A 13,724-nucleotide genomic window follows, 5' to 3' on the forward strand; every position below is an offset into this window, starting at 1 on the left:
AGATCAGTGACGCGGCTCGAAGTCTTCGCTGAACAGATCGTCTTCGGCATCCGGGCTGACCGGAATCTTGTGTTCTTCCGAGGCCCAGGCGCCCAGGTCAATCAGCTTGCAACGGTCGGAACAGAATGGCCGGAATTTGTTTTCCGGGCTCCATTCAACAGGGGCGCCGCAGGTTGGGCAATCGACGGTTGGGGTTTGGCTCATGACTGGCCTCCACGCAAAGTAAGGTAAAAGTGATGCAGGCGTTCGACCTCGCTGTGCAGCCAGGCGAGGTCTCGGTCATTGACCACCACATCGTCGGCATGGCTCACGCGGTCCTGTCGGCTGGATTGGGCCTTGAGGATCGCCTGGACCTGTTGCTCGCTGGTCTGGTCACGCTGCAGGGTGCGCTCGATCTGTAATTGTTCCGGGGCATCGATCACCAGAACCCGTTGGGTCATGGCGTACTGCCCGGACTCGATCAGCAGCGGCGAAACCAGAATCGCGTAAGGCGATTGTGCCTTGGCCAGATGATCGGCGATTTCCTTGGCGATCAGCGGATGCAGCAACGCTTCGAGCCAACGACGTTCCTCTGGCACTTCAAAGATCAGTTTGCGCAACGCCGCGCGATCCAGCTGCCCGTCGGCTTGCAATACGCCGGGGCCGAAGTGTTCGGCGATTTTGGCCAGCGCCGGGCGCCCCGGCTCTACCACCCAACGCGCCGCGTGATCGGCGTCCACCACGTGTACGCCCAGGTCGATGAAGTGCTGGGCAGCCGCGCTTTTGCCGCTGCCGATGCCGCCGGTCAGGCCGAGAATCCAGGGTTTTTCCACAGGGGTATTCATTTCAAACCGACAAACTGCCAATAGAAGTCGGTTATTTGACCACCCCAGAGCAAGGCAATCCAGCCGGCAATTGCCAGAAAGGGTCCGAAGGGGATCGGCGTGGAGGTTTTCGCGTTGCGCAAACGCAGCAAAATCACGCCGACAACGGCGCCCACCATCGACGACAACAGGATGGTCAGTGGCAGGATCTGCCAGCCGCCCCAGGCGCCGAACATCGCTAACAACTTGAAATCACCGTGGCCCATGCCGTCCTTGCCGGTGATCAGCTTGAACAGCCAGAACACTGACCACAACGCCATATAGCCGGCCACCGCGCCCCACAATGCTTCATGCAGGGACACGAAAAGTCCGAAGCTGTTGACGATCAGCCCCAGCCATATCAGCGGCAGTACCAGCGCATCCGGCAGCAGTTGGTGCTCGGCGTCGATCAGGCTCATCGTCAGCAACCCCCAGCTCAGGAGCAGCGCCATGCAGGCCTGCCAGCCGAAACCGAAATGCCAGGCGATGAACGCCGAGAGCAGGCCGCAGGCCAGTTCGGTCAGCGGGTAGCGTTTACTGATGGCTGCCGTGCAGTTCGAGCATCGACCTCGTAAGAACAGATAGCTGATTACCGGAATGTTTTCCCAGGCACGGATTCGATGGCCGCACTGTGGGCACTGGGAATGGGGCAGCATCAGGTTGAAGGTCGGTAGCGGTGTTTCGCCTGGCAAGCCCAACACTTCACGAGCCTCCTCACGCCATTCGCGGTCCAGCATTTTTGGCAGGCGCCAGACCACCACGTTGAGAAAGCTGCCAATCAGCAGGCCGACCAACAGGGCTGCGATGACGAAGGTCAACGGGTGGAGGGTCAGAATGTCGTTCAAGGGCATGTCAGATCGCTGTACCGAGTTGGAAGATGGGCAGGTACATCGCAACCACCAGGGCACCGACGATAACACCCAGCACCACCATGATGAACGGCTCCATCAGGCTGGTGAGGTTATCGACCATGTTGTCCACTTCGTCCTCATAGAAGCTCGCGACCTTGTCGAGCATGTCGTCCAGCGCGCCGGACTCTTCGCCAATCGCGGTCATCTGGATCGCCATGTTCGGAAAGATACCGGAGGCGCGCATGGAAAAATTCAGCTGCATACCGGTCGACACGTCCTGCTTGATGCGCAGCACCGCTCGCTTGAACACGATGTTGCCGGTAGCGCCGGCCACCGAATCCAGGGCTTCCACCAGTGGCACACCCGCCGCAAAGGTAGTCGATAGCGTGCGGGCGTAACGGGCCACGGCGGACTTGTACATCAGCGTGCCAATCAGCGGCAATTTCAGCAGCCAGGTGTCCATTCGGTCCCGAAAGCCTTGCGACGTTTTAAACGCGTGGCGCACGCCGAAGATGGTCGCGATCAGCACGCCGAGCATCGCCCACCACCAGTCCTGCATGAATTGCGAGAGGCCGATGACCATCACGGTGAAGGCTGGCAATTCGGCGCCAAACCCTTTGAACACCGATTCGAACTGCGGCACCACTTTGACCAGCAAAATCCCGGTCACAATGATCGCGACGAACACCACTGCCAGTGGGTAGGTCATGGCTTTCTTGATCTTGGCCTTGAGGCTTTCGCTTTTTTCCTTATAGGTCGCCACTCTCTCCAGCAGGGTATCGAGGGCACCGGCCTGTTCGCCGGCATCGACCAGGTTGCAGTAGAGCTCATCGAAATACTGAGGTTTTTTGCGCAGGGACGCGGCGAAGCTGTTACCCGCCGCGACTTCCTGTTTCACCTCGTCAACCAGTGTGCGCATGGCCGGGTTATCGAAGCCTTCGCCGATGATGTCGAAGGACTGCAACAGCGGTACACCGGCCTTCATCATGGTCGCCATCTGCCGGGTGAACAGGGCAATGTCCTGGGCCTTGATGCGCTTGCCCAGGTTGAAAATCGAGGTGGACTTCTTGCGCACCTTGCCGGGGTTGATGCCCTGTTTGCGCAACTGGGCCTTGATCAATGCCGGGTTGAGGCCGCTCAACTCGCCGGTTATTTTTGCGCCTTTGCGGTCCGTGCCTTCCCAGGCATAGACGCTGATTTTTGCTGCTTTGACCGCCATATTCAGTCCTTGGTGACCCGGTTGATTTCTTCAAGGCTGGTGATGCCTTGCATGGCCTTGAGCAGGCCCGAGGTGCGCAGGTCATTAAAACCGTCCTTGCGCATCTGGATGTCGATTTCCAAGGAATTGCCTTCGGCCATGATCAGCCGTTGCAGGTCGGGCGTGTTCTTCACCACTTCATAAATCCCCACTCGCCCCTTGTAACCGCCGTTGCACTGATCGCAACCGACAGGCTCATAGATCGTGAATGAGCCGATGCGTTCCTCGGGGAAGCCTTCCTTGATCAGCGCTTCCCGGGGAATCTCGATGGGCTTCTTGCAATGGCTGCACAGCTTGCGAGCCAGGCGCTGGGCAATGATCAGGCTGATCGAGGTGGCAATGTTGAAACCCGCAATGCCCATGTTGTGCAGGCGAGTCAGGGTTTCGGCGGCGCTGTTGGTGTGCAGGGTCGACAGCACCAGGTGACCGGTCTGGGCCGCTTTAATGGCGATTTCGGCGGTTTCGAGGTCGCGGATCTCACCGACCATGATCACGTCCGGGTCCTGTCGCAGAAATGAGCGCAGCGCCTGGGCGAAGTCCATTCCCTGCTTGGGATTGACGTTGACCTGGTTAATGCCTTCCATGTTGATCTCCACCGGGTCTTCGGCGGTGGAGATGTTGATGTCCACGGTGTTGAGAATGTTCAGCCCGGTGTAGAGCGACACGGTCTTGCCCGAGCCGGTCGGCCCGGTTACCAGAATCATCCCCTGCGGCTGCTTGAGAGCGGCCATGTACAGTTCTTTCTGGTCGGGCTCATAGCCGAGGGCGTCGATGCCCATTTGAGCGCTGGACGGGTCGAGGATCCGGATCACCACTTTCTCGCCCCACAGGGTCGGCAGGGTATTGACCCGAAAGTCGATGGATTTGCTCTTGGACAGGCGCATCTTGATCCGCCCGTCCTGGGGCCGGCGCCGTTCGGAGATGTCGAGGCTGGCCATGACTTTCAGCCGTGCGGCGATGCGATTGGCCAAGTGAATCGGTGGCTTGGCGACTTCACGCAAAATACCGTCGGTGCGCATCCGCACACGGTAGGTTTTTTCGTAGGGCTCGAAATGCAGGTCGGAAGAGCCGCTTTTGATCGCGTCCAGCAACATCTTGTGAACGAAGCGCACCACGGGCGCATCATCGGCATCCTGGCCGGCGATAGTGTCTTGTTTGTTGTCATCGATCGACTCGATGTCCACGTCATCGAGGTCAACGTCGGCCATGTCTTCCAGGCCGGTGCCTTGGGTATCGAAGAATTTTTCGATGGCGTCGTTGAGCTTGTCGTCCTCCACCAGGATGGCTTCGGTATTCAGCCCGGTGCTGAACTGGATGTCATTGATGGCTTGATGATTGGTCGGGTCGGAAACGCCTACGAACAACTTGTTGCCGCGCCGCCAGAGGGGCAGGGCGTGGTGCTGGCGAATCAGCTTCTCGCTGACCAGACCCTTGGGTTGGGTTTCCTTGTCCAGACAGTTGAGGTCGAGCAAGGCCATGCCGAAGTGTTCCGAAGCGATCTCGGCGACCTGGCGGCTTTTCACTAGCTTGTTCTGCACCAAATAGGTGACCAGCGGGGTTTTATCACGTTGGGCTTGCTGATACGCCTGTTGCGCGCTTTTGTCAGTGAGCAGCTCGGCCAGGACCAATTGCTTGGTCAGACCGCTAAGGGCGATGTCATTCATTGGGATACCGGACGCAGACAGTTCATGACTTATAGCCTAGTCAAGCGGAGGAACCTAACCAGCGTCTCTCAAGTGACAAAAAGTGTCAGATAGTGCGGCTTCTGGGGGTAGGAAAGGGCGTTGCACTCGCCGCGCGTCCAGCCAACAGGGAGCACGGCGCTTGGCATGGGCTGTGCTGCGGCTAGTTCAGATCATGAGATTTCGACTCATGCATGGAGCTTGTCTATGAATACTCAGAAAGGTTTTACGCTTATCGAACTGCTGATCGTGGTAGCGATCATCGGGATTCTGGCGACGTTTGCGTTGCCTGCTTATTCGAAGTACCAGGCGCGGGCCAAGGTTACAGCCGGTCTGGCGGAGATTACGGCGTTGAAGGTCCCGTTTGAGGATCTTATGAATCAAGGGACCAATCCGGATCTGGCGGGGATCGGCGGGAATGCAACGACGGGCAACTGCACAACGACAGCTTCTGGCACTGCAACTGACGGCAAGGGCACTATCGTTTGCACAATTCTCAATGCCCCAGGGCCGGTGCTGAGTAAAACAATCACCCTTACGCGTACGTTGACTGGCTGGACATGCGCCACGACGGCTGAGAAGGATTACGCGCCAAAAGGCTGCCCTGGCGCCTGATTTTTTCACGCACAACGAATGCCCCGCCTCTCACGATGCGGGGTTTTTTTTGTTCTGCGCGCGGTCGAATAGGATATTGAAGAAAACCCCCGGCAATTCATGGCCTTAGGCCTGCGGTAAAACCCGCAACTTGCATGTCGATAATTTGGAAATCATGCATTTTGCATGATTCCAAAAATCAGGTGTTTTTATAAGCTATTGATTTATATGTATTTATTGTCTGTTTCGAAGTTGGCACAGCGTTCGCAATATCTCCAGTAACCCTGCTGACAAGACACGCAGCAGACTTTATGAAAAACAGGAGTTACTCGTATGAAGAAGTTCGCTATCGCTGCCGCTACTGCTACCGCGCTGACCCTGACTATGGCCAGTGCAGCATTTGCACAGACCACCACCACCCAGGCCCCGATGACTCTGGCGGCGGGTGAAATGACCAAGGCTAAGGAATCCACTTCCGATACCTGGATCACCACTAAAGTCAAAACCGACCTGGTGACCGAAAAAGGCATTCCTGGCACCGACATTAAAGTCGAAACCAACAAAGGCGTCGTGTCCCTGTCGTCCACCGTTGCGGTAACCGACGCTCAGAAAACCACCGCCGTGGCTATCGCCAAGAAAATCAAAGGCGTCAAAGCGGTCTCCGCTGACGGCCTGAAAGCCGAGTAAGGCAAGACTTCTCGCCTGGACTGGGAGAAGGCGCGGCAGGCGGGCCGAGCAATACGTCAGCCGCTTCTGGAGAGTTCATGCGAAAGGCCATAAGGATGTGGCCATTACAGGCCCCGGGCATTCGTGTCAGGGGCCTGTTCTATATGGGGCGACGCAAAACAACTGTGGGAGCGAGCTTGCTCGCGATGAGGCCATAACATTCAACATCTGTGTTGATTGTTATACCGCTATCGTCGGAACGCCGCCCGGAGCAAGCTCGCTCCCACATTGACCGGGGCCTACATAAGATTGGGGTGGATTCAGTTACCGCGCTTGCTGGTGATCTGCTTCAAACGATTACCTTCAAAACGCAGGTACTGGTACATCCCGCCGTTGGGCCCGTAGGTCCATTCCTCGACTTGAAACTCTTCCCGCCGGTTAGCGCTGCGCTTGTAGCCCAACAGATCACGGCTGACCGGTTCACCGCATTTCTGCAGTACTTCGCTGGACCTGTCCCCGACACTGACCAATTGACTGCCGCAGCGTAGGGTATCGGCTGCCGAGGCCTGACTGGCAGCCATTGCCAGTGCCAGGTACATCAGCCATTTCGCGCCCATCACTCGGCATCCAGATGCAACGGCGTCACCACTCGGCCGTCACTTTGCGCTTCGCCGAGGTTAGCGTCGATGAAGTACACGCGGTCATCGGCCAGCTGACCCTTGTCGACCAGATAGTCCTTGATGCTGCTGGCGCGTTCCTGACCCAACTGACGCAACAGCACGTCGCTGGAACTCCAGAACTTGATCACGCCTTCGCGCATTTTTACCGTGCGTTCTTCCTTGCCAAGATCCTTCCACTCGGCGGGCGGCTGCGTCTTCAGGCGCGTGCGGTAAATTCCTTCCAGCAGCGAACCCTTCTCGTTGTCCGGTACTTGCACCAGCGAGGCCTGAGCCGGCACTTTGTCACCGCGGCGCTGGAGCATTTTGTAGTAGTTGTATTGGTATTCCCGTTCCAGACGTTGCTCGGCGATCAGTGGGCCATCGCTGCTTGCGGCAGCCGTGCCTTCGATTTCCAGGCGCAAGGCCGGACGTTCCTTGAGGGCCTGGGACAGTTTGACCAACGAACCCTCGGCATCCTTGCTCAGGTCGCTTGAACCCGGCGCAAACGAGACAGTGCCCAGATCTTCCGAGCCGCCGCCACTGACCAGCCCGCCAATCATTTTGAACGGCGCTGCAGCAGCTTTGACGATCAGATTGCGCAGGGTCTGCCAGACAATCGGCATGATGCTGAACTGTGGGTTGTTCAGGTCGCCGGTCACCGGCAGTTCGATGGAAATCTTGCCGTCGACGTCCTTGAGCAACGCGATCGCCAGTTTCAGCGGCAGGCTCACGGCGTCCGGACTGTCGACTTTCTCACCCAGTTGCAGCTGCTCGACCACCACTTTGTTTTCGGCCTTGAGCTGGCCCTTGGTGATCAGGTAATGCAGGTCGAGATTGAGTCGGCCCTTGCGGATGCGGTAGCCGGCGAACTTGCCGGAGTAGGGCGTCAGCGTGGTCAGTTCAACACGTTTGAAGCTGGTGGCAATGTCGAGGCTGGCCATCGGGTCGAACGGGTTGACCGAGCCCTTGATGGTGACCGGTGCATAGCGGTCGACCTTGCCTTTGATATCGACACTGGCTGGTTTCGCCTGACGGCTGTCGATGGTGCCGATCTGGCCGTTGAGTTGTTGCACGGCGGTGGCGAAGTTCGGGGTCAGGCTGAAGTCGGCGAAGTTGGCCGAGCCGTCGTTGATGGCACTGCCGCCAATGTGGATGCCCAGCGGTTTTTCCTTGCCGGCAGGTTTGGCAGCAGCCGTTTTGGCGCCGGAGTCGGCCGGTTGCGGAATCAGCAGGTCATCGATGTTGGTGGTGCGGTCATCGTTGATCATGAAGCGCGCATAAGGCTGGAACAGATTGACCTTGTCGATCGACAGGCTGTCGCCGTGCTGATAATTCAGACCTTCGAGCACCAACTGCTGCCACTTGAGAAAGTCGCGGGTTTTGAGGGTGTCGAGGGTATGCAGTTGGTCGACCTGAGCACGGCCGGTGACGCTGAATGCCAGCGGCTCGGTGCTTTTCAGATCGACCGTCAGATCACTGCCGAGCATGCCGCTGCGCAGTTCCAGGCGAATGAACGGGGTGATGTAGGACTGGGCGACGCGCAGGTCGATGTCCTTGGTTTGTACTTTTAACTTGGCGCTGACCGGGGCGAGATTGACGATACCGTCTGCCGTGATCTTGCCTTGCTTGCCCACGCCCGTATCGAGCTTGAGGTTAAAAGGCGAGCCATTGAGGCTGTCGAAATTCTGCAGGTCCAGGTTCAGCGGGCCGACGTCCAGCGCCACGGCGGGTTGCGCCTTGCGGTCAGCCAGGTGCACCTGGTAATCGCGCAGTTGCACGTCTTTGAGTAGAACCTGCCATGGTTTGCTCGGTGGCGCCGGTTCGGGTTTCGGTGAATCGGCAGCGGCTGGGGTGCTGGCCGGTTCGGCCTTGGCTTTGACGGCTGCTTTGGACGGTTGGCTGGCGAACAGTTTCTGCCAGTCGAGTTGCCCGTCGGCTTCTAGGGCGGCCCAGGTTTCCAGTTTTTTGCTGCGGATTTTGCCGACGACCACTTGCTGCTTGGCCAAGTCTACGGTGGTTTCGCTGATGTCCAGACGCTCGAGTTTCGCCAGCGGTCGACCGTCCGGTGCTTTGATCGCGAACGGCGCGATGCTGACGGCAACGTTGCTCAACAGCAGTTCGGTTTCCTTGGCCAGGTTGAGTTTGTAGTCGGTGCTGAGGCTCATGACGCCGTCTTCGAGCACCAATGGCAACGAGTCACGCACATAGGGCCAAAAGGATTTCATCTTGCCGTTGGTGATCTTCAGCTTACCTTCGGAGGCGATCGGGATCAGGCTGAAATTGCCGGTCCAGTCGACCTGTCCACCTGCCGGGCCGATGGCCACCAAGGTCATGTTGGCACTGTCTTCAGGCAGGGTACTGAGGTTTTTCAGTTCGAAGTCGAGTTTGTCGTAGAGGAATTCGATGGGTTCGCTGGGGCGTTGATCCTGGAAGTGCACGACACCGCCGGCCAGTTTGATCCGCTCGATGCGCAACGGGAACGGTTTGGCGTTCGGGTCGGCCGGGGCCGGTTCACTGACGGGGATTTTGAACAGGCCAAGCAGATTGAGCTTACCGTCCTTGCCGAAGAGGATTTCGGTCTTGGATTTGTCTATTTCGATATCGGACAGGTGCAGCGCCTTGGTCCAGAGGCTGTCGATCTGCAGGTTGGCGTACAGGCGTTCGAAGCCGATCTGTTCCTTGCCCGGCTCGCCGATGATCAGGCCCCACAGGGTCACTTCAAGGCTGAACGGGTTGAGTTCGATACGCTGGATCGTCGCGGGCGTCGTTGCGTAATTGGCCAATTGTTGATTGGCCACCCGCAACGCGATACCCGGCAAAATCAGAAACCCCAGCAGACTGTAGAGGGCTAGAGCGGTCAACAGAGCGCCAATAGCGCGAATCAATCCTTTGGGCATGTGCGGCTTCATCTGTCTGAATCGGAGTGCGTTGGAGTATGGCACGCGTTTCCGGTTCCGAAGTGATCATGCTTTATAGGATTTATCTGATTTTTCAGACGAATCTCAGAGCTGCAGAATCAGGGTTTTCAGCGGCGGCTGTGCATCCATTGACGGAAAATCGCCGCCAGGTTTCATCACTGTCCACTCGCGCACTGGCCGGCCGGCTTTCTCTGCACAACGCAAAACCTGGTCGCGCCAGTCGTCCATGCTGACTTTTGCCAGGTTGTTGCAGCAGATCAACACGCCATTATCGGCGGTGGTCAGCAGTGCCGGCTTCAACAGGCTCTGATAGTCGCGCAGCAGGTCGACAGTGCCGAAAGCGCTCTTGGCCCAGGCTGGTGGGTCCAGCAGCACCAGGTCGTACTGACGCTGTTCCAGACGTTGATAGCTTGGCAGTTTCTGCCCGCGGCGCTGGCTGATCGGCAGGCCGGCCAATTGGCGAATGGCCGGGAAGTAGTCGGACTGGATGAAGTCCATGGTCGGCAACTGGGGATTGAGCAGGCCGTTCTCACGGCCGACGGCCAGGTTGCCCTCAGCGAAGTCGAGGTTACAGACTTCGCTCGCGCCACCGGCCGCAGCACTCAGGCCGACGCCACAGGTATAGGCGAACAGGTTCAGCACACTTTTGTTTTTGCTGTGCTGCTTGACCCAGCCGCGCGTGTTGCGCAGGTCGAGGAACAGCAGCGGATCCTGGCCGGCGTGGCGACCGCGAACCCGGTAATTCAAGCCCCATTCGTGACCGACCAAGTCTTGCAAGGCGGCCTCGTCGGCGCGGTAGACGGTATCTTCACGGTCGATGCGCGAGTTGCCACGGGAGCGATCGTTGTAGACCAGCAGCGTTTCGAGGCCCAGGTGCTGATTGATGGTGTCGTGCAGTTGCAGCAGTGCATCTCGCTCCAGCGACTGGTGAAAGCTTTGCACCAGCAATTGCGGGCCGTAGCGGTCGATTGTCAGGCCGCCGGCGCCTTCCTGGCTGCCGTGGAACAGGCGATAGCAATCGGTGCCTTGCTGATGCAGTTCGGCCAGCAGGTCCTGACGACGATCGAGGGCGGCGCGCAGCGCCTGATTCAAGGAAGACATGCCGGGCGCCTTGCAGGAGGGAATTTGGCGCGGGAGTTTAACAGCTTGCGCAGAGAAAAACTGATCGTTCCCGCGCGTGGGAATGATCGGAGGGATCAGGTCAACAACCCCATCCGTCGTTTGGCCCGGTGCACCGAGCCGTTACGCACCGCCCAGCGCAGCATTGGCACGCTGCGATTGACGCTGGCGCGGATCAGCTTGCGTTGCAGCGGGCTCTGGCTGACGCCCAGCATGTCACTGGCCCAGTCCGGCAGCAGGTCGATCCCGGCCTGCATCATCAAACCGCCGAAAGGTTTGGCCAAACGGCTGGGGGACGGGGCGTTCAACAACAGCCGTAACACTTCGCGACTGCGCTCATCGCACAGCAGCTGTGGACGAATGCGCTCAAGGTAATCGGCAATCTCCTGACGTGAACGCGGCACGTCACGGGCGCCGAGCCGTTCGGCAACCAGCGCGATTTCCGCGTAGTAACGGTCTTGATCAGCCAGGGACAGGTCCGGATTGCGGTAACGCAAATGGGCTGCGAGGAAGTTGCTGACTTCGGCCACGTGCACCCAGGTCAACAGATCGGGATCACTGGCGGCGTAGGGCCGGCCATCCGGTGCCGTGCCGGTCACTTGCAGGTGGATGGTGCGAACTTTCTCGATCAGCCAGTCGGCGTCCTTTCGCGAACCGAAGGTGGTGCCGGAAATGAACTGCCCGGTGCGACGCAGTCGGCCGAGCATGTCCTCGCGGAAATTCGAATGGTCCCAGACCCCGGCCAGGGCCAGTGGATGCAGTGCTTGCAGCATCAGGGCGCTGATGCCGCCGATCAGCATGCTGCTGAAGTCGCCATGCACTTGCCAGCTCACCGAATCGGGACCGAACAGGCCGGGATCACCCTTGGGGTTTTCCAGGTCGAGCTTGCCCAGAGACAGACCGGTCAGGCTCATGACCTGGGTTTCGATGCGGGTTCGAATGAATTCCATGGCGACTCAGTGGCGGAAAAGGAGGCGCGGCCATTAAGGGCCGCGCAGGCTTTTGAAACAAGCGATTACTGGTTCAGGCGTTTATCGACCAACTCCTGGACCACGCTCGGGTCAGCCAGGGTCGAGGTGTCGCCCAGGCTGTCCAGTTCGTTGCAAGCGATCTTGCGCAGAATGCGCCGCATGATCTTGCCCGAGCGGGTTTTCGGCAAGGCCGGCGCCCACTGGATCAGGTCCGGTTTGGCGAAGCTGCCGATTTCCTCGCTGACGTGAGCCAGCAGTTCTTTCTTCAGTTCGTCACTGGGCTCGGTGCCGTTCATGGGGGTGACGAAGGCGTAGATGCCCTGACCCTTGATGTCGTGGGGGTAACCGACCACCGCCGCTTCGGCGATGCTGTCGTGCAGCACGAGCGCGCTTTCCACTTCCGCGGTGCCGATGCGGTGTCCGGAGACGTTGATCACGTCGTCGATGCGCCCAGTGATCCAGTAATCGCCATCCTCATCGCGCCGGGCGCCGTCGCCGGTGAAGTAGTAACCGGGGTAGGGCTTGAAGTAGGTATCGACCATTCGTTGCGGGTCGCCGTAGACGCTGCGGATCTGCGCCGGCCAACTGGACTTGATCGCCAGCACGCCGCTGCCGGCGCCTTTGATTTCCTTGCCCGCTTCATCGAGCAACACCGGTTGCACGCCGAACATCGGTTGCGTGGCGCAGCCGGGTTTGATCCGTTGAGCGCTGACCAGAGGGCTGAGCATGATGCCGCCAGTTTCGGTCTGCCACCAGGTATCGACGATCGGACAGCGCTGTTCGCCGACAGCATTGAAGTACCACTCCCACGCTTCCGGGTTGATGGGCTCACCGACACTGCCGAGTAATCTGAGGCTCGCGCGGGAAGTTTCCTTCAACGGTTCGGGGCCTTCACGCATCAGGGAGCGCAGGGCGGTCGGGGCGGTATAGAAAATGTTCACATGGTGCTTGTCGATCACCTGCCAGAAGCGCGCGCTGCTGGGGTAGCTTGGCACGCCTTCGAAGATCAGCGTGGTCGCGCCGTTGGCCAACGGACCGTAGACGATGTAGCTGTGGCCGGTGACCCAGCCGACATCGGCGGTGCACCAGAAGACTTCGTCGTCGCGGTAGTCGAGCACGTACTTGAAGGTCATCGCCGCTTGCAGCAGATAGCCGCCGGTGGTGTGCAGCACGCCTTTGGGTTTGCCGGTGCTGCCAGAGGTGTAGAGGATAAACAGCGGGTCTTCGGCGTCCATCGGTTCAGGCGGACAATCGTCGCTGACGTCGCGCAGCGCCTGGTGATACCAGATGTCCCGGCCCTCGACCCAGTCCACTTCGCCCTGAGTGCGCTCGACCACGATGACGGTGCTGACGTTCGGGCAACTTTGCAGCGCCTTGTCGACCTTCTGCTTGAGCGGCACGAATTTGCCACCGCGCACGCCTTCATCGGCGGTGATCACGGTGCGGCAGTCGGCATCGAGAATCCGGTCACGCACAGAGTCCGGAGAGAAACCACCGAACACCACCGAATGCACCGCACCAATGCGCGTGCAGGCGAGCATGGCGTAGGCAGCTTCGGGGATCATCGGCATGTAGATGCACACGCGGTCGCCTTTCTTCACGCCACGGCTTTTGAGCACGTTGGCCAGGCGACAGACGTTGTGATGCAGTTTTTTGTAGGTGATCTGCGCGGATTCGGCAGGGTCGTCGCCTTCCCAGATGATCGCGATTTGATCGCCGCGCTTTTCCAGGTGGCGGTCAATGCAGTTGTAACTGACATTTAACTTTCCGCCGGCGAACCAGCTCGCCTCGCCGGTTTTCAGGTTATAGCGCTGGACGGTATCCCACGGCGTACTCCAGTCGAGAAAGCGTGTGGCCTGTTCGGCCCAGAAGGTGCTGGGGTGTTCGATGGATTCGCGGTACAGGCGCTTGTAGTCGTCTTGACTTAATTGTGCAGCCCGGCGGACGGCATCGGCTTGAGGGAACGTGCTGATATCGAACATGACGGTTCCTTATTCTTGTTTTTGCGACAAGAGATAAAGATGCGCCGAGTGACCAACGGGTTCAAGTCATACACAAAACAACTGTGGGAGCGAGCTTGCTCGCGATAGCGCTCTGTCAGTCAACTTTTTCGTTGAATGTTAAGCCGTCATCGCGAGCAAGCTCGCTCCCACAGGTTTAGCGG

12 protein-coding genes are annotated in these 13,724 nt (G+C 58.9%); 2 read left to right on the forward strand and 10 right to left on the reverse strand.

The features are described from left to right. Positions 1 to 3: 3 nt before the first annotated feature. From yacG to pilB, 5 genes are read right to left on the reverse strand one after another with little or no spacing between them, the layout of a single operon-like run. Complete coding sequence (gene yacG, locus MO767_RS09555; protein ID WP_140681081.1) at positions 4 to 204, reverse strand: DNA gyrase inhibitor YacG; 201 nt, start codon at positions 202 to 204, stop codon at positions 4 to 6. Next, positions 201 to 824, reverse strand: a complete 624-nt coding sequence (gene coaE / locus MO767_RS09560; RefSeq protein WP_282480270.1) for a dephospho-CoA kinase — start codon at positions 822 to 824, stop codon at positions 201 to 203. The genes yacG and coaE overlap by 4 nt, the downstream gene beginning before the upstream one ends. Next, positions 821 to 1,693 (reverse strand): A24 family peptidase, encoded by an 873-nt coding sequence (locus MO767_RS09565; protein WP_282480271.1) that lies wholly within the window; start codon positions 1,691 to 1,693, stop codon positions 821 to 823. Before MO767_RS09565 ends, coaE begins: the two co-directional genes overlap by 4 nt. A gap of 1 nt (position 1,694) precedes the next feature. Continuing rightward, complete coding sequence (locus MO767_RS09570; RefSeq protein WP_282480272.1) at positions 1,695 to 2,912, reverse strand: type II secretion system F family protein; 1,218 nt, start codon at positions 2,910 to 2,912, stop codon at positions 1,695 to 1,697. 2 nt (positions 2,913 to 2,914) lie between these two features. Further along, the gene (gene pilB / locus MO767_RS09575; RefSeq protein WP_282480273.1) at positions 2,915 to 4,615 is read right to left on the reverse strand and encodes a type IV-A pilus assembly ATPase PilB; all 1,701 of its coding nucleotides are present in this window, start codon (positions 4,613 to 4,615) and stop codon (positions 2,915 to 2,917) included. 225 nt (positions 4,616 to 4,840) lie between these two features. On the opposite strand from pilB, the gene MO767_RS09580 reads away from it, so the two are divergent. Then, on the forward strand, positions 4,841 to 5,248 hold the full coding sequence (locus MO767_RS09580; protein WP_282480274.1) for a pilin: 408 nt from the start codon (positions 4,841 to 4,843) through the stop codon (positions 5,246 to 5,248). A gap of 312 nt (positions 5,249 to 5,560) precedes the next feature. Then, the gene (locus MO767_RS09585) at positions 5,561 to 5,914 is read left to right on the forward strand and encodes a BON domain-containing protein (protein ID WP_282480275.1); all 354 of its coding nucleotides are present in this window, start codon (positions 5,561 to 5,563) and stop codon (positions 5,912 to 5,914) included. 299 nt (positions 5,915 to 6,213) lie between these two features. Here MO767_RS09585 and MO767_RS09590 read toward each other — a convergent pair whose 3' ends face one another. The 5 genes from MO767_RS09590 to acs all read right to left on the reverse strand — a co-directional run bounded on the left by MO767_RS09590 (position 6,214) and on the right by acs (position 13,542). Next, positions 6,214 to 6,510 carry a DUF2845 domain-containing protein gene (locus MO767_RS09590; protein WP_129441159.1) on the reverse strand — a complete coding sequence of 99 codons (297 nt, stop codon included), beginning with the start codon at positions 6,508 to 6,510 and terminating at the stop codon, positions 6,214 to 6,216. Continuing rightward, positions 6,510 to 9,461, reverse strand: coding sequence for a DUF748 domain-containing protein (locus MO767_RS09595; RefSeq protein WP_282480276.1), 2,952 nt, complete (start codon positions 9,459 to 9,461; stop codon positions 6,510 to 6,512). The genes MO767_RS09590 and MO767_RS09595 overlap by 1 nt, the downstream gene beginning before the upstream one ends. Before the next feature lie 93 nt (positions 9,462 to 9,554). Further along, positions 9,555 to 10,571 (reverse strand): class I SAM-dependent methyltransferase, encoded by a 1,017-nt coding sequence (locus MO767_RS09600; protein WP_282480277.1) that lies wholly within the window; start codon positions 10,569 to 10,571, stop codon positions 9,555 to 9,557. Positions 10,572 to 10,666: 95 nt separating this feature from the next. Then, positions 10,667 to 11,539, reverse strand: a complete 873-nt coding sequence (locus MO767_RS09605; protein ID WP_282480278.1) for an oxygenase MpaB family protein — start codon at positions 11,537 to 11,539, stop codon at positions 10,667 to 10,669. A 65-nt stretch (positions 11,540 to 11,604) separates the two neighbouring features. Then, complete coding sequence (gene acs, locus MO767_RS09610) at positions 11,605 to 13,542, reverse strand: acetate--CoA ligase (RefSeq protein WP_282480279.1); 1,938 nt, start codon at positions 13,540 to 13,542, stop codon at positions 11,605 to 11,607. Between the last annotated feature and the right edge of the window lie 182 nt (positions 13,543 to 13,724).

Origin of the sequence: Pseudomonas sp. UYIF39 (assembly GCF_029963765.1) — a bacterium.
GTDB lineage: Bacteria > Pseudomonadota > Gammaproteobacteria > Pseudomonadales > Pseudomonadaceae > Aquipseudomonas.